At 37.2% G+C, this 17,471-nt stretch carries 19 protein-coding genes; all 19 read right to left on the minus strand.

Going from position 1 to position 17,471, the window contains the following annotated elements:
* Window positions 1–7: 7 nt before the first annotated feature.
* Window positions 8–889 (minus strand): MinD/ParA family protein, encoded by an 882-nt coding sequence (locus tag QA584_RS15195; protein ID WP_278269892.1) that lies wholly within the window; start codon window positions 887–889, stop codon window positions 8–10.
* Entirely contained in the window at window positions 889–2,109 is a 1,221-nt protein-coding gene (flhF, locus tag QA584_RS15200; protein ID WP_278269893.1) for a flagellar biosynthesis protein FlhF, read from the minus strand. The genes QA584_RS15195 and flhF overlap by 1 nt, the downstream gene beginning before the upstream one ends.
* Window positions 2,109–4,142, minus strand: a complete 2,034-nt coding sequence (flhA, locus tag QA584_RS15205; RefSeq protein ID WP_278269894.1) for a flagellar biosynthesis protein FlhA — start codon at window positions 4,140–4,142, stop codon at window positions 2,109–2,111. Before flhA ends, flhF begins: the two co-directional genes overlap by 1 nt.
* Window positions 4,143–4,176: 34 nt before the next feature.
* Window positions 4,177–5,286 (minus strand): flagellar biosynthesis protein FlhB, encoded by a 1,110-nt coding sequence (gene flhB / locus QA584_RS15210; RefSeq protein ID WP_278269895.1) that lies wholly within the window; start codon window positions 5,284–5,286, stop codon window positions 4,177–4,179.
* Window positions 5,287–5,306: 20 nt separating this feature from the next.
* Entirely contained in the window at window positions 5,307–6,038 is a 732-nt protein-coding gene (fliR, locus tag QA584_RS15215) for a flagellar biosynthetic protein FliR (RefSeq protein ID WP_278269896.1), read from the minus strand.
* Between the two features lie 29 nt (window positions 6,039–6,067).
* Window positions 6,068–6,343, minus strand: a complete 276-nt coding sequence (gene fliQ, locus QA584_RS15220) for a flagellar biosynthesis protein FliQ (protein WP_278269898.1) — start codon at window positions 6,341–6,343, stop codon at window positions 6,068–6,070.
* A 218-nt stretch (window positions 6,344–6,561) separates the two neighbouring features.
* Entirely contained in the window at window positions 6,562–7,428 is an 867-nt protein-coding gene (fliP, locus tag QA584_RS15225; protein WP_278269899.1) for a flagellar type III secretion system pore protein FliP, read from the minus strand.
* A 15-nt stretch (window positions 7,429–7,443) separates the two neighbouring features.
* Window positions 7,444–7,839 carry a flagellar biosynthetic protein FliO gene (locus QA584_RS15230; RefSeq protein ID WP_278269900.1) on the minus strand — a complete coding sequence of 132 codons (396 nt, stop codon included), beginning with the start codon at window positions 7,837–7,839 and terminating at the stop codon, window positions 7,444–7,446.
* A gap of 87 nt (window positions 7,840–7,926) precedes the next feature.
* Complete coding sequence (locus QA584_RS15235; protein ID WP_278269901.1) at window positions 7,927–8,289, minus strand: response regulator; 363 nt, start codon at window positions 8,287–8,289, stop codon at window positions 7,927–7,929.
* 36 nt (window positions 8,290–8,325) lie between these two features.
* Complete coding sequence (fliY, locus tag QA584_RS15240) at window positions 8,326–9,513, minus strand: flagellar motor switch phosphatase FliY (protein WP_278269902.1); 1,188 nt, start codon at window positions 9,511–9,513, stop codon at window positions 8,326–8,328.
* 6 nt (window positions 9,514–9,519) lie between these two features.
* Window positions 9,520–10,497 (minus strand): flagellar motor switch protein FliM, encoded by a 978-nt coding sequence (gene fliM / locus QA584_RS15245; protein WP_278269903.1) that lies wholly within the window; start codon window positions 10,495–10,497, stop codon window positions 9,520–9,522.
* A 69-nt stretch (window positions 10,498–10,566) separates the two neighbouring features.
* Window positions 10,567–11,079 carry a hypothetical protein gene (locus QA584_RS15250; RefSeq protein WP_278269904.1) on the minus strand — a complete coding sequence of 171 codons (513 nt, stop codon included), beginning with the start codon at window positions 11,077–11,079 and terminating at the stop codon, window positions 10,567–10,569.
* Between the two features lie 40 nt (window positions 11,080–11,119).
* The gene (locus QA584_RS15255) at window positions 11,120–11,923 is read right to left on the minus strand and encodes an OmpA/MotB family protein (protein WP_278269905.1); all 804 of its coding nucleotides are present in this window, start codon (window positions 11,921–11,923) and stop codon (window positions 11,120–11,122) included.
* On the minus strand, window positions 11,916–12,740 hold the full coding sequence (locus QA584_RS15260) for a motility protein A (protein WP_442870337.1): 825 nt from the start codon (window positions 12,738–12,740) through the stop codon (window positions 11,916–11,918). Before QA584_RS15260 ends, QA584_RS15255 begins: the two co-directional genes overlap by 8 nt.
* 24 nt (window positions 12,741–12,764) lie before the next feature.
* Window positions 12,765–12,953 (minus strand): flagellar FlbD family protein, encoded by a 189-nt coding sequence (locus QA584_RS15265; RefSeq protein WP_278269907.1) that lies wholly within the window; start codon window positions 12,951–12,953, stop codon window positions 12,765–12,767.
* A 164-nt stretch (window positions 12,954–13,117) separates the two neighbouring features.
* Window positions 13,118–14,575: a flagellar hook protein FlgE gene (locus QA584_RS15270; protein WP_278269908.1), complete on the minus strand. Its 1,458-nt coding sequence runs from the start codon at window positions 14,573–14,575 to the stop codon at window positions 13,118–13,120.
* 86 nt (window positions 14,576–14,661) lie between these two features.
* A complete protein-coding gene (locus tag QA584_RS15275; protein WP_278269909.1) occupies window positions 14,662–15,060 on the minus strand; it encodes a TIGR02530 family flagellar biosynthesis protein in 399 nt (132 codons plus the stop codon).
* A gap of 72 nt (window positions 15,061–15,132) precedes the next feature.
* Window positions 15,133–15,942, minus strand: a complete 810-nt coding sequence (locus QA584_RS15280; RefSeq protein ID WP_278269910.1) for a flagellar hook capping FlgD N-terminal domain-containing protein — start codon at window positions 15,940–15,942, stop codon at window positions 15,133–15,135.
* 20 nt (window positions 15,943–15,962) lie between these two features.
* Window positions 15,963–17,393, minus strand: a complete 1,431-nt coding sequence (locus QA584_RS15285) for a flagellar hook-length control protein FliK (protein WP_278269911.1) — start codon at window positions 17,391–17,393, stop codon at window positions 15,963–15,965.
* Window positions 17,394–17,471: the final 78 nt, after the last annotated feature.

Raw genomic sequence — 17,471 nt, forward strand, 5'->3', positions numbered from 1 at the left:
TATCCCACTATTTTTTAAATTTTAAACGGATCAAATTAGAAAAAAGACCGGCTATTCCATTTACTGTGTTAACTTTCGGTGTAGCATTGTTACATAGTATATTAGCCAGCTCAAAAATAGCTTTTGAAGAAGGTGCATTGGGATATAAGGTAGAATACGGCTTCTGCTGCATCACTGCTTTTGTAACATTGGCATCCTGAGGAATCGCTCCAAGGAACTGCATCTTAACCGTAAGGAATTTTTCTACCACTAAATTTAACTTTGTAAATAACTGCTTTGCTTCTTCATAGGATTCCACCCGGTTTGAAATCATTTTTATTACTGTGCTATCCGGTACAAAATCGCCCTTTCTATTAAGGGTTTTTAGCAGTGCATAGGCGTCTGTTATGGATGTGGGCTCTGGAGTGACTACCAAGAGTACTTCTGAACTGGCAGTAACAAATTCCAGAACACTATCTGTAATCCCTGCACCTGTATCAATAATTATTACATCCGCCAGTTGATCAAGTTCATATAATTTCTGTGTCAAAAATAATATTTGGCTTTTTGATATATTGGTTAATTCATGGATTCCGGAACCACCTGAGATAAAACCGATATTTTCAGGACCTTTTGTTATAATATCTTTTAGTTCCTTACCCCGAAACATCAGATCAGCCAGACTATACCTTGGTCTGATTCCAAGCATAACCTCAACATTCGCCAGTCCAAAATCGGCGTCCAGAATAATCACCCGTTTGCCAAGCCTGCTCATCTGTATTGCCAGATTAACAGATATATTGGATTTTCCAACTCCGCCTTTGCCGCTGGTTACCGTTATTACCCTGGCCAGTTTTCTCTGGGGGCTTTGCTTTTTAATGATATTCCTCAACTGTTCTGCCTGATCCATTAATCATTGCCTCCTAACAGCTTCTTAGCGGTTTCCTGGGTATCAATCTTACGTATATCATCGGGAACATTTTGTCCGTAGGTTGCATATGACAGGTCAGCACTGGTTAACATTTTGATATTAAATATATTACCGACAGAAATTGTTTCATCTAATTTTGTAAAAATCAGTCTATAATTCGTTATTTCGGAATAACACTCCGTAATCCTTATAAGATCTTTATATTTTGTGGTTGCACTGAGTACCAGATAGATTTCCTTTTCTTCGTCCTCTACTGAATTCATTAATTTTTCAATATCATCCCGCTGTTCTCTGTTCTTATGAGAACGTCCGGCGGTATCTATTAAAATTACATCATAATCACCAAATTCTTCTCTGGCTTCCTTAATTTCTTCTTCTGTGTAGATTACTTTCATAGGAACCCCAAGGATATTAGCATAGGTTCTTAGCTGTTCCACCGCTGCGATACGGTAAGTATCAGAGGTCAACAAAGCAACCTTTGCTTTTCTATTGAGCTTTAAATTCGATGCAATTTTAGCAATGGTTGTAGTTTTTCCAACACCAGTCGGACCGATAAAAAATACCAGTTTTGTCTTACCCTCAGTTAATTCAATGGTTTTAGGCTGTCCAAGTTTGAGAATGATTTTTTGATACACATTGGCAAGTACATTATCAATGGATATGTCTTTTTTAAATTTACCCTCGATTTCACTTAAAATCTGATTAACATACTTTTCATCCATTTCATTACGTACAAGCTGATTGTAGATTAATTGGACATAAGGAGGATTCTTATCCTCTTCTTTCTTTTCCGGTGCCGTTTTAACTTCTTTCTCCTCCTGGCGTTTCTCGTTCAGCTGTTTTTCCAAAAGGTCCTGTAAACTATTTAACTTTTTTTCAATGGCTAAAGCATTATTATCTTCTACATTCTCTTTGTCTATGCTTAGGAATGTACTTCCGCTTTTGTCATAGATTAAATTTGAATTTGATTTATAACTGCTTTTATCCGGTATTGTAAATTCTTTTTTTACAGCTGTCTGCTGCAGGGCACTGTCGTCCACCGCTGCTGTTACTTCCACTGAAGCCTTTTTAAATAGTTTATAAATTCCTTTGGGCGACACTGTCTTTATATTCATTACGATAGCATCTTTTCCTAATTCTTCTTTCGCAAGCATAATTGCTTCCGTTTCCGTACCTGCCTGGAACTTCTTGATAATCACTATACTGTCACCATCCCTACCGATTGTAATTCTACATTAGATTCAATCTCATTATATGATATAACAATTAAATCCCTAAAGTAGTCCTGTGTTAACTTTTTAAAATACATCCTTACAATCGGAGAAGTTATAACAATTGGATTCTTGCCTATGTTTTCTAATTTTTGTATTTCTTCCTCCACAGAATGTATGATTGTCTGTGTTTTATCCGGATCTAATGCAAGGTATGCACCTTGTTCCGTCTGTTTCACGGAGCCCATAATTTCCTGCTCGATTTTAGGATCCAGTGTAACTACACTGGTAGTCTCCGCTGCCGGGAAATATTTGTTTGAGATAGCTCGTTTCAGACTTTGTCTAGCATATTCGGTTAAGACATCCGTATCCCTTGTCGTTGAAGCATAATCCGCCAGGGTTTCAAAAATTGTAATTAAATCCCTTATGGAAATCCCTTCTTTTAACAGGTTTTGTAGTACTTTTTGAATTTCACCCACACCCAGTAATTTCGGTACTAACTCAGAAATAAGGGTTGAATTGGCCTCCTGGACATTGGTAATAAGATTTTGTACATCCTGTCTGGTCAATAACTCATGGATATGGCTTCGGATAATTTCAGTTAAATGGGTCGCTATAATGGAAGGCGGATCAACTACCGTATAACCCAAAGATTCAGCCCTCTCCCGCTGGCTTTCCGTAATCCAGATGGCTGGTAAATGGAAGGAGGGTTCAAAGGTAGGTATACCAGTGATTTCTTCTTCTACATATCCAGGATTCATAGCCATATAGTGGTCAAATAAGATTTCTCCTTCACTAACTGGAATTCCCTTGATTTTTATGACATACTGGTTCGGATTAAGCTGGATATTGTCCCTGAGACGGATCATTGGTACTACACAGCCAAGTTCCAAAGCAACCTGTCTTCTGATGAGAACTACCCTGTCTAAAAGGTCACCGCCTTGATTTACATCAGCTAAAGGAATAATACCATATCCAAATTCCAGTTCGATGGGATCAACCTGCAATAAAGATACCACATTCTCAGGTCTTCTGATTTCGTCTCCTGCACTTTCCTCCATGGAGGCCTGTTCTTCAATTTTATCTACTTCGATTCTACCTGCCATGACTCTTCCGGTAATGATAAATACCACACCATAAACGCAGAATACCAGAGTACTTAAGGGTGTTACTATACCAAGGAATATCAGGGTACCACCAACCATATACAAAACCTTTGGAATAGAAAACAGCTGCTTTATAAGCAGGTCTCCAAAGTCTGCTTCCTTGGATACCTTGGTGACAAGGATTCCGGTTGCTAAGGATATTAAAAGTGAGGGGATCTGGCTTACAAGACCATCACCGATTGTCAGAATGGTGAATTTATCAAAAGCCTCCATCATCGGAATGCCCATTCTTAGTACGCCCATAATAAGACCGCCAGCGAAATTTATTACCGTAATAATTAAACCTGCTATGGCATCACCTTTTACGTACTTTGTGGCACCATCCATAGAACCAAAGAAACTGGATTCTTCCTGTATTTTTTCACGACGTTCCTTTGCCTGGGCATCTGTAATGGCACCGGTATTAAGATCTGCATCAATAGCCATTTGCTTACCCGGCATTGCATCCAGGGTAAATCTGGCTGTTACTTCCGCAACTCGTTCCGAACCTTTATTAATTACCATAAACTGAACGATGATTAATATAATAAATACAATAATACCAACAATTGGATCTCCGCCGCCTACAAATTTACCAAAGGTCGTTACAACATTACCTGGTTCCCCGGTGGTAAGGATTAGTCTGGTGGAAGAAACATTTAATGAGATACGGAATACGGTTGTAAACAGTAATATGGTTGGGAAGGATGCCATATTTAAGACTTCCTTTGAAAATAGAGCATTAAATAAGACCACCAATGCAATAGAAATATTCAAAGCCAACAATATATCCAATAATATGGAAGGGATTGGAACAATTAGAAAGATAATTGCAGCCAAGAGATACGAGCCGACGGCTAAATCTGTTTTTTTCATTAGTACTACCCCCTAGTAAGCTACCCTTTCATTTTTATGCTTGCTGATTGTTTAAATTATATACATAAGCCAGAACTTCTGCTGTCATTTGATAGAGTTCCGGCGGAATTTCATTTCCAATTTCTACATTATAATACAACATTCTTGCAAGAGGTTTATTTTCTACTATTTGAATATTATTCTCCCTTGCTACTTCTTTAATCTTCTGAGCCAGATAATCAGCACCTTTTGCTATTAATATGGGTGCGTCGGATACTTCTTTGTCATATTTGATTGCAGCTGCAAAATGGGTCGGGTTTGTTATAACTACATCCGCTTCCGGCAACTGCTGCATCATTCTGCGCTGGGAAGCTTCCCTCATCTTTGCACGAATCTTTCCTTTTATCTGAGGATCTCCTTCTGCCTGTTTGTATTCATCTTTCACTTCTTGTTTGGTCATCTTCATATCTTTTTTGAATTTTAATTTTTGATAGAAATAATCTGCAAATCCGATAAAAAGGAATATTATGCTGATTTTATACCCTAAATCAATTACAATATTACCGATTAATAATATTGCTGGAATCAGGTCCATATCATAAAGCCTTGACAAGATATCCTTATTCTTTTGCAGCGTGTTATTTGCAAGATAAATAATAACAGCAATTTTTACAACTTCTTTTAATAGTTCAACAAGTTTATCTTTTGAGAAGATTTTCTTAAATCCTTTAATGGGATTGAATTTACTGAACTTCGGCATCAGAGGTTTGCCGGTAATCTTCCACTTTACCTGAAAAATATTAGTGACAAAGGCAATTACAAATGCTGAAATAAATACGGGAATTGATATTTTTATAATCTCGATTGTATTATCCCGCATAATCTGTTGTGCTGTTGCCTGTGTAAAATCATTACGGGTGTAAACATCAATACTGTTATACGTTCTAATAAATATATTAATAAAATTGTTTCCAATGGTTCCTACAAATGTTTTTAGTACAAAAAATAACCCTAATAAGGCTGAAGCAGTTATGAGGTCTGTACTTTTGGCAACCTGTCCCTCGCTTCTGGCATCGGTTAATTTTTTGGAGGTTGCATCCTCTGTCTTCTCCCCCCCGGAACCCTCCGCAAAAAACTGGAGTCTGTATTTTAAAAGCCTTTCCATTCTATACCTCCCCGCTTTTCTTAAGTTAAGGCTTTTATTGCCGATTTTATCATTGATATCATTTCATCAAATATAAATCCGGAAACCGTAGGTGTTAAACCAACCATCAGGAATAGTATGAACAAGCCAATTAAAACTTTTAGTTGTAAACCAATTACAAACATATTAAGCTGAGGTGCAATTTTGGCCAAGATTGCTAAAATAGAATTAACAATAAGCATTCCTGCAAATATCGGCAAAACAATCCGAAATCCAATGATAAAATAATCTTTAATAAACCTAAGCATAAGCAGATATAAGTCAGGTCTGATTTTGGCTGCTCCCAAGGGTATCAGCTTAAAGGTATCTGCCACTGCCATAATCAGATAATGGTGCAGGTTGGTAACTAGCATGATTAACATTACAATATACATATAATAATTGCTGGTTATTGTTGTCTGTATATTAGAGACCGGGTCAAATTGGTTTACCATAGAAAAACCTATCTCCATATCCATGATGCTGCCGGCAAAAGTCAGGATATAAAAACTGATATTTGCAAAAAAACCGATAATAAGCCCAACCATCAATTCACTGATTATAAGTGCCGCAAAACCAATAATACCGTCATACTGGACTTGCCCGGGTACGATCTGGAATAATATCAGAGTAAAGAATAATGAAAAACCAACTTTAACTTTCTGAGGAACATCCCTTAAGCTAAAAAACGGTGCAGCATAGACGAACGCTGTAATCCTCACAAGTATCAGCAAAAAAACCTCAAAATCGTTTACTGTAAATGTCATACAGCATTAATATAATAGCCTATATTAGTTATCAGATTAACGGTAAAATCTCTTACTTCTGTCATAATCCAGCTGCCAAACAACATGATAACTAAAAATACCGCGATTAATTTAGGAACAAATGTGAGGGTTTGTTCCTGAATTGAAGTAACTGTCTGCAAGACACTTACCACAAGACCTACTACGAGAGAAGTAAGCAGCATAGGTGCCGATACTTTAATGATTAACCAAAGGGTATCCCTGGCTATATCAATGATAATGTTTTCATTCATTTTTATACCCACTGCATATCGCAAGTCCACTTGCGATACTGCCACAGAAACTATGTAAAACAGGTTACACAGGTTGAAAGAATCGTAATGTGACACCTTTTGTATACTAATAATTTCTTTCAACCTTTGAAAGAATCGTAGTGTGACACCTTTTGTATACTAATAATTTCTTTCAACCTTTGAAAGTATCGTAGTGTGGCATCCTTTCAGTTTTAATTTCAAAAAAATGTTTTTACTAATGATCCAATAATCAGTCCCCAGCCATCTGCCAGAATAAACAAAAGTATTTTAAATGGCATGGAAATTGTTGTAGGCGGTAACATCATCATACCCATAGACATCAAGGTCGACGCGACTACCATATCAATTACGATAAACGGTATATATATAACAAAACCTATAATAAACGCTATCCTTAGTTCACTAATGATAAATGCTGGAATAATTACAGTAGTAGGAATCTTATCCATTGAATCAACCTTTATCTCTGCAATATCCATAAATAATTTTAGATCTTTTGGATTTTTAATCTGTTTTAACATAAATTCCCTTAAAGGGGCCACACCGGCTGTAAACGCTTCTTCCTGAGTTATTTCCCCACTTGACAATGGTTTTATGGCTTCATTATTAATCTGGGTAAACACCGGCGACATAATAAAAAATGTTAGAAATAATGCAAGTCCGATTAAAATCTGATTCGGGGGTGTTGTCTGTGTTCCTAGTGCAGACCTGACAAAATGCAGAACAATCAGGATACGGGTAAAGGAGGTAACCATAATAAGGATAGACGGTGCTAAAGATATCAAGGTCAAAACTACTAATATCTGAAGTGTAGACGCTAATCCTCCGTTCTCACTTCCGGTATCCAGATTAAATTGAAAAGGTCCTATGTTGCCGTTAAGCCCTACATCAGATGTATCCTTTGAATTTGAATTCTCTCCTGCTGCGGTACCTGTCGGTGAACTTGTATTAACGCCTGCCGCTTGTGCCGGAGTTGCAAAAATAAAGGTTAATAAACATATTACATATAAGATTCTGATAACTCCATGCATGCTTCTTATGTGCCGTTTAACAAATGTATTCATGAATACCAACCTTTACTATTGATCATCTTCCTGATCAGTCTTATTTTTATCTTTTTGTTTTTTTAATACCGAATGAAATAATTCGGTAAAATTATTCTTTGGCAGTTGAGAGTCAGCCTGCCGTATAATATCAGTTTCATTTAATTCTGTTAAAAATCTGATATCATCCTTGCTGACTGATATTACAAAATATCTTGTACCAATTTGAATCAGCTGCAGATATTTGTTCTGGGTTACCTTAAAGGTCTCAAGAACTTTGAAATTACTGTTCTTTGTTATCCCCATCTTTACGCCGCCGACAAACCGGGTCGTATAATAGGTTACAACAAGTATAATTATGAATAGTATGCTTACCCCGATTAATTGAAGCAAACTATCTCCACTTGACATTCCTGCCGTTAAAATAATCATTCCAACTCCATTGACATATCAAAGTATACTTTTGTATATCCCTGATTTCCTGTCTCTAATGAGGATGTAAATTTAGGTTTGTTCTAATCAGCCGATTGCCTTCTTAACAGCTTCTAAAACTCTGTCGGCCTGAAAAGGTTTTACAATGAAATCTTTTGCTCCGGATTGAATTGATTCAATAACCATTGCCTGTTGACCCATTGCTGAACACATAATAATATTTGCGCTTGGATCAGCCGTTTTGATTTTCTTTAATGCCTGAATTCCATCCATTTCCGGCATGGTAATATCCATCATTACTAAATCCGGTCTGGTTTCATTATACTTTTCAACTGCTTTTAAACCGTTTTCTGCTTCTCCCACAATGGTGTAACCATTTTTACTTAAAATATCCTTAATCATCATTCTCATAAATGCAGCATCATCACAAATTAAAATACTTTTTGCCATTATTTTTTCTCCTATCATGTGTTATTATATATTAGCTTATTTAATTATTTCTGTAACCCTGATACCAAAGGATTCTTCGATGACAACAACTTCACCTTTAGCCACAAACTTACCATTTACCAAAACATCAATGGGTTCACCGGCAAGCTTGTTCAGCTCGATAATAGTACCTGGTGAAAATTCCAATATTTCTTTTATGGATTTACTTGTTCTTCCAAGCTCGACCGTAACTTCAAGAGGTACATCCATAATCAGGTCTATATTTTCAGGCTGTATCACAGGATTCTGAGGTGCTGTAAAAGGCTGGAACTGAGCTGGTGAAACATTTATATCCTGAACCGGTGGCATCATAAAATTCATCCCCCCATACATATTTTGTGCGCCTTGCATCTGCTGCATATTAGACATCTGACCTTGCGGTATCTGTCCCTGCATCATTTGCCCCTGCGTCATCTGTGCATTATTCATTGATACGTTATTGTCCGGTTCCGGAAGTTTTGTCTGCGGCTTTGCTTCCGTTTTTTTAACAACATCCTGTACTTGATCTTCTTTAATAAACTTTCTATATAAATCTCTAGCAAAATCAAATGGATATAATTGTAATAATTCACTGTCTACAAGATCCCCGATTTGCATTTTGAAAGAAACCTTTGTAAATCGTCCTTTCAGGAATGGTGCAATATCAGCTTCATCAATAGATTCGTTCATATCGACTAATTTTGCGATTGGAGGACTGATATCAACTCTTTTTTCTAACATGGATGAGATTGAAGTTGATGCAGATCCCATCATCTGATTCATCGCTTCGCTAATGGCACTTAGATGTAATTCGGAAAGACTTCCTTCCGTATTGGATCCATCTCCCCCCATCATTAAATCGGTAATAATTTTAACATCAGATTCTTTTAAAATTAAAATATTATTACCATCCAAACCATCTTTATAATAGATCTGTATAAAAACACATGGTCTTGTGTAATTATCTGCCAAATCATCCCAGGTAGCGTAAGATACTACCGGAGTCGTTATGATTACTTTTTGATTAACCAAGGAAGATAATGTTGTAGCTGCTGTTCCCATACTTATATTAGAAATTTCACCAATTGCATCTTTTTCAGCATCGGATAATGATTCTAATTCTGTGTTGCCCCCCGCACTCTCTATGTCAGAATTCATCCCACTTAGAAGCGCATTAATTTCTTCTTGAGATAACATACCATCCATATTCTGTTACTCCTCTCTAATAATTGATGAAATTCTTACTGCATAAGAATCCGAAGATGCACCCGGTAACGCCTTAAATTTATTTATATTTCCAACATAAATATTCAGCTCATCCTCTACCTTCGTGTTTAACTTAATGATGTCTCCTCTTTGTAAGCCAAGAAAATCATTAACAGATATGGCGCTTTTACCAAGTACTGCTTTTATTGGAATCTTTGCTTTTGATATTGCCAGTTCAATTAAGTCTTTATAAGTTTCATCATCTTTTATCTGCATGGTTGAGAACCAGTATTTTGTATTTAATTTATCGATTACGCTTTCCAGACATGCAAAGGGCAGACAGACATTCATCATACCTTCTACGTTACCAATCTTAATATTCATGGTAACAATTGATGTCATTTCACTAGGCGCAATAATCTGAGCAAACTGTGAATTCGTTTCAATTCGGATCAATCTCGGTTCCACCTGTATGACATTATTCCAGGGTTCGCTTAAAAGATTGGTACACACATTAAATATCCGTTCAATAATAATCAATTCTATCTCAGTAAAGTCCCTTGATTTTTCCAAAGGAGCTCCGCCTCCGCCTAACATGCGGTCGACCATAGCATATCCAAGATTATCTGCTATTTCTATTATGATATTTCCTTCCAGTGGAGAAAAATCTACAATTCCAAGTAAAACCGGATTAGACAACGCATTGGTAAATTCAGAATAAGCAACCGCTTCTGAGTTTATAACCTCAACTTGTACATTCTTTCTAAAATACGCCGGTAAATTCGTAGAAAGCAATCTCCCATAATGTTCAAATATAATCTCTAACGTTCTAAGATGTTCTTTTGAGAATTTTGACGGTCTGGCAAAATCGTAATTCTTGACTTGTTTTTCACCATTCCCCTTAAATTCGTCCGCGTCTAGTTCACCGCTGCTTAACGCCTTAAGCAGGTTGTCAATCTCATTTTGAGATAAGACGTCGCCCATTACCATTACCTCCCGGTGATTACTTAATACTATATTATCACATAGTTCGAATAAAATCACCAAAATATTTTATTCAGTGACTATATTACCAATTGAAATACCGATAATAATTTCTGATTTAAAGTACTCTTGTAAGTTTTTTAAAATTTCTTCCTTAATTTTGTCCTTATTATCTTTCACAGTATCAACGGAATATTTAGAAAATTCATCGGTAATTATCTCAGTAATAGAGGTTACATTACTGTCTATGGTAGGTCGCAACGTTTTATAATCCTCACATTTCTTGTTGATTGATAAGGAAACACCTACTAAAAGCGCATAATGTTTCTTCTGATCACTTTCATTCTGCTTCAGACTGATTGTCAGGTCTGCCGGCAGGGAGAATGTCTCTATATCAGCGATATCAACCTGCTCCGCCTCAGATGGACTTTCGAGTTCAAGATCTATGGTAGCAGCTACTTTAGAAATCAGATTGTTCGTTCTCATAGTAGTCGGCACCACTGCAAACACGATTACCGCTGTCAAAACCATGTTAAGTATTCCCAGTGCTAAAATAATAATTGTTAATATGTTTCTCTTCATAATGTCTCCCATCTGCCTATAATGGCAAGTTTCTTATGTCTTAATTATTTATATTATTATAAATTTTGATCTCAACACGCCGGTTCTTTGCCCTGCCCTCAGGGGTAGCATTACTGGCAACTGGATCATATTCCCCTCTTCCAGTCCAACTTAATGTTTTTGGATTCAGTCCCTTTTCATTCATCAGATAGGTAGCAGCATTTAGCGCCCTGGCCGATGAGAGCCAATTATTGTTTTTAAATAGCTTGTTTTTTACAGGTACATTATCCGTATGACCCTCTAATTCAATATGATATTCTTTAAATTCTTCTAAGATATCTCCCAGTTTGCTAAATATCGGCACTGCATCCGCTTTAATTTCGGCTTTACCAGAATCAAAAAGGATTGAGCCACTTAGAGAAATTTTAACATATTGATAATTAGAATCGATGCTAAGTTCTATATAATCTCCCAGACTGTTTTTATCAGCCATATCAGAAACTTTGTCATATATTGCTTGGGATGCTTTTTTCTTTTCTTCCATCAGCTCCTGCATGGCGTCGGTTTCCTCTGTTTCCGATTCCCCAACGCTTTCTCCGGTTGTGTTGTAATAATCGGATAAGTCATTGAGCTGTGAAATTCCGGAAGATATGAGTTTTCCTTCGTCTATCGCAGTCTGACCTCCGCTGAATATACTAAAACTGCTTGACATGGAAGCTACTATTTCTTCGTATTTTTCCGCATCAACCGTTGAAGATGCAAACAGTAAAACAAAGAAACAAAGCAACAAATTCATTAAGTCTGCAAAAGTACTCAGCCATGGAGCTCCGGCACTGGCTTCCTCCGCCTTTTTCTTTCTAGCCATCAACTTCACCGCCTTCGGCAGTTTCAAATTCTAAACGACTAGCAGGATTTAAGAAGGATTTTAATTTTTCTTCGATAACCCTGGGATTTTCACCTGCCTGTATGGATAAAAGCCCCTCTACAATAACTTCTTTTAACATGATTTCAATCGAATTATTTGCCTTTAGCTTATTAACAACCGGGATACATACCCAATTCGCCAATAAGGAACCGTAAAATGTAGTGACCAGGGCAACTGCCATGTTAGGACCGATGGTAGATGGATCATTTAAATTTTTTAACATATTAATCAAACCAATTAAAGTACCAATCATACCCCAGGCAGGACCCATTGCTGAGAGCTTGTCCCAAAAACCAATTACCTCATTATGTCTGCCTTCTATACAGCTTAACTCAGTTTCCATAATACTTCTGACAAGTTCAGGATCTGTTCCGTCAACTATTAGCAGAACTCCTTTTTGTAAAAACTCATCCTCGATACCATTCGCCGTTTCTTCCAAAGCCAGAAGACCTTCTTTTCTTGCTACGTTGGATAATGCAATGATATCCCTTATTGTTTCAACATCATTATAAGCCGGAGATTTTAATACCAGTCTGAAAGAAGCCAGTTTTTTTACATAGGATGATAAACTCTGTTCCATCGTAATTAAGGTTGTAAAAGAGCCACCAAAAGTAATCAATATAGATCCAAAATCGATAAAGTTCATTATCTTAGCAAAATTAAAACTCATTGTGTCCTGTTCAAACACCATACCAAATATCATGATTATAATCCCGCTTATTAAACCAATAATTGAAGCAATATTCAAAATGTCCACCCACCTAACTTATTCATTTGTATTCTATTCTTGCGAAAAAAGTTCTTTTTTGTATAATTTTACAAGATCCACAATCTCTTGTCTACTCTCAATTACCAGTATTTTTTTCCCAGTCGTTAGTGTTATGACAGTATCCGGGGTCTCTTCAATGGTCTCAATTAAATCACAATTAATTGTTATATTAACATTATTCATTTTAGTTACATTAATCATTATACTCCTCCTATGCTGCTGCACGGGTTTACATTACCTGCATTTCTTTTTCTGACGGCAGACAGCTGCCTGCCGTCAGGTGTTTCATACATGAAGTAAATTCAGTACTTGTTATATTTGATTTTAATACATTAAATATTTTAAAATATTAAAGCAATGTTAAATTATCTCTTTAAGTTAATCAACTCTTCCAGCATGCTATCAGATGTAGTAATTATTCTTGAGTTCGCCTGGAATCCTCTTTGAGTTGTTATCATGTCAGTAAACTGTGCAGATAAATCTACATTGGACATTTCCAGTACACCAGTTATAAAACTGCCGCCATCACTGGAAACATCGTGTCCTACACCGTCAAAACTGCCTGAGTTCTGGGTTTCTGCAAATAAGTTGCCACCCTTGGCTTCAAGACCGGCAGGATTAGAGAAAGATGCTACAGCGATCTGACCTAAAAGCCGATTGTCACCGTTGTCATACTTACCATATATTTTACCATTAGTATCAATGGAAAATCCGGTCATATGACCTGCCTTCCTTCCGGAGCCTAAACTAGATACACCGGTAGGCGTTATACTGCCCATGTCGGCTTCTAATTTAGAGGTTCCGCCTGACTCGTACATGGTAACGGAGGAGAAGTCAATATTTACAGTCTTAAATGGATTCGGTGTTGCATTCATAACTAAGTTCAGTCCCTTTCCGGTAGGATTTGGTCCCGTACCGATTCCCTTAAATTTACCTGAAGTCGCATCAAACTGGAGAATATCTGCAGTGCCGGTACCGGTAAGGGTAACTTCGCCTGTAGTAGTATTAATGGCTGGATTATATGTGATTCCGCCAAATGTAAAATTAGTAAAAGCCGGATTTAGTGCGTATACTGGCGGAGTAGCGCCATTTGATTTTGCGAATATGGATTTTCCAGTTGCATCGGTAATATCGGTTACTGCAACCGTATACTCATTGGTTACCGCATTCTGATTAACTTTTAATTTAGCGGTATACTTCTGTCCCAGACTATCAAAAAACTCTACGTTAGCAGCTTTACCGGAGGCACCGGCAACAATCTGTGTATCCTTATAATCAATGTTACCGGAAACATATGTATTGGTTGTTGCCTGAGGCTCCGAATACAGATTCGCAGGTGTAACTATTTTTATCGGAGAAACAGTACCTGCAACTGTCTTAGTATTATCTTTGGGATCTACCTGCCAGCCCATTACGGCTGCGCCGCTTGGAATGGTTAGTGTACCATCCTCATCGGTACCAAAATTTCCGGCTTTGGTAAAGTAGTTGGTACCGCCGCTATTAACAATAAAGAAAGAATCTCCTGCAATCATAATATCATAAGGATTATCAGTTCTTTGTGAACCGCCTGTCTGCGTGATTGATGCAACAATGGATGCAACATTGGCACCAAGACCAATCTGCTTTGCATTTTGACCACCTGCTCCGGTTGCGGCGTTAGGTCCTGTTGCACTTTGTATCGTCTGATAAAATACATCAGAAAAGGTTACGGAACTGGCCTTAAAACCAACTGTATTAACATTCGCTATATTATTACCTATAACATCCATCTTGGTCTGGTGTACACGAAGTCCTGAAACACCAGAATATAATGACCTCATCATAATAAATGACCTCCTATAATTGTGTGCTGCCGTATCCTTTCAGTCAGTTAAGGATACTTATGCTTCCCTTTGGGTCCGGCATATTATTATATAATCACAGCACCATCAATATTTGTAAATACTTTGTCATCACTGTCATTCACAGCAGTTACAACTGTTTTGTTTTTAATATTAACGATAAAAGCTATATTGTCTACCATAACCAGTGATTCGTTGATTCCCTTCTCTTGAGCTCTTTTAGCACCACTTTCCAGCCGCTTAAGCTGTTCCTCGGATAAATCTATATTCCGGCTGGCTAATCTTTCATTTGCATGCTTTGAAAATTTTAAAGCTCCGGTATCAGAGATTTGTTGTTTTTCGAGCAGTTCCTGAAATGATAGATTGCTGTTTTCAGAAATCCGGCTTACTGTGGCACTCTTATTTTTTAAGAGCTGTCCTGTCATTAACTCAATGGAAGAGAAACTAGTCTGTGCTATCTGATTCATACAAACCTCTTTTCCGTCATGCGAAACCAGCCTTGACAATCCGTGCTATACTTTCATAAAAAGCAGCTACCTTTAAGCAGTTTTATCAGAGCCATCTCCTGAATCATCACCTGTGTCATTTCCATTATCTGCATCAGGATCCGGATCTTTCGGGGGAGCTTCTCCCTTTACTTCAATTACTATCTCATTGGATATCGTAGTATATAAAGCATCATTAAAAACTATCGTAGGCTTATAAGTACCATTTTCTAATTCCTCGAAAACATCTTTGCTGATTGTCACTTTATTATCTTTTACACTGACTTTATCATCAGAAATAACCTTACCGTTTAAAACAATAGCCACATCGGTTGCCACTGTTTCTCCCTTGCCTAAGTTAACTTCAAATGTGATATCCTTTGGTTCTGATTTATCAAAGGTTGCTTCAACTTTCTTCGGTATGTACGGCAAACCTTGTTTAATCATATATGTACTGTCGATAACCTCCTGAAGCTGATCCAGTGTATATAGATTACCCCCGATTACCAACTGGGCTTTTCCATTATTTATGACTACGGAATCAACAGTACCGCTATTCGTCGTGGTCTTACCGGCGGAATCCGTACTTTTTACTACTACATTCATACCCACTAGACCAAATGCCTGTGAATTAGAATAGGATTGGTTAAGATTCTGCATTTGCTCCAATTGTGAAAAAGTAGCCAATTGTGCAACATATTGGGTATCTGTATTCGGATTTAATGGATCCTGGTATTTCATCTGAGTTACTAACAATTGCAGAAAAGAATCTTTGTCCAAAGAACTTCCGGTTGTTTTTTCTGATTTGTAGGAAGTCGTCTGGCTGTTTATTTCATTAATTGTTGATTTTATTGGATCACTCATATATTCTCCTTTCCCTGAAATTAAGCGGTGTAATCAATACTGTTTCCGCTTTGGGATTCAAGACCGATGTCCTCAGTCTCATCCTTAGTTTCTGCATAACCATCAGCTTCTGTTAAATTAATCGTCCGGTTTTTGGAACGGTTCTGCTGTTCTTTTCCATCGCCACCAGCTGCCTGATTGCTTTGTTCAAAAGAAAAATTAGAAACTGTTACTTCAATGGATTCAACTTTAAGTCCCTGATTGTTTAAATTATCCTTTAATACCTGCATCTGGCTTTCAATTGCTTCTTTCGCCAATTCGTTCTGAGCAGTAAAATGAGCGGTCATAATACCATCTTTTGCTATGACGGACAGATTGATTTTACCCAGGCTTTCCGGATTTAATTGAATTTCCATGGATGTTTGTTCCGGTTTAATCATGATCTTAATCTGATCTACGATCTGATTGGTGATATTTTGCATTTGTCTGACATTAGCAATTTGTTCTGTAAAATTCATACTGTTTTCATTACCTTTGACAGCAAGATTCTGTACGAACATTTCAGAAGGTGTTTGTGTTTTTAAATCAGGTTCCTGCTTGGCAGTATCTTTTCCAGCGTCATCCTGGTTCTGCTGCATCGCATTCGATGTTTTATTATCAGGAGTTTTATAAACTTCGATTTTTATGCTATCTTGTTTATCTGTTAACATGTTATCGTCAGTCTTTAAATTCTGTGCAGGTTCTAATTCTGCTGGTTTTAAGAGTTCCTGATTATTAATATCCGGTTCTGTCTGGTTTAATTTCTGCATCATCTCTGATAGTTCTTCTTTTGTGAACCCGGTACCCTGCCCCGTCTTTAAATCATCAACGGCCTGAATCAACTGTTTCATACTATCTGCAAGATTTTCATCTGTCAGTACTTTAGTAATATCAGCTGCACCATTTACCTGTAATACCAATTGTTTTAAATTATCAGTATTCAGAAGATCGGCTGAGGTAAACCCTAAGTTCTCCATGGCTTTGTCAAGTTCTTCCTTTGTCAGACCAAGATTGTTCATAACAGTATTCTGCAATAGGACCAGGAAGTCTTCCAGATTCTTATTAACACTTGCTATGTCATCCTTATTATCATCAGAAGCATTCACCTGGGTGTTTTGAGAATTCACAATATCATCTGGATTTTTCACAGCTTCCGTATTATCGTTAACAGCTTTGCTAGTACTCCCAGACTTTTGTTTCACATCAGACGCTGTTGGCTTATCCTCAGCAGACAGTTTATCAGCAGCTGGGTCATTTTTTGTTGCTTTAACAGTGTCTTTGTCTTTGGTTCCAGTACTTTTCGCCTTTAAGCTATTATCCATAACACTGCCAAAATCAGTATTTGTGCTTTTTGTATTACTATAAGTAGTTTTACTGGTTTTGGATTCACCAAATATCTTAATGGCATCTGTCTTTACCGTTTGCATCTCCATACTTTTTTCCTCCTTTCTCGAGTAATATTTATACTTAAGCAGTATTTCAAATGATATTACTGCGTAAGTAACATAAGT

Source organism: Anaerocolumna sp. AGMB13025 (assembly GCF_029689925.1).
Taxonomy (GTDB): Bacteria; Bacillota; Clostridia; order Lachnospirales; family Lachnospiraceae; genus Anaerocolumna.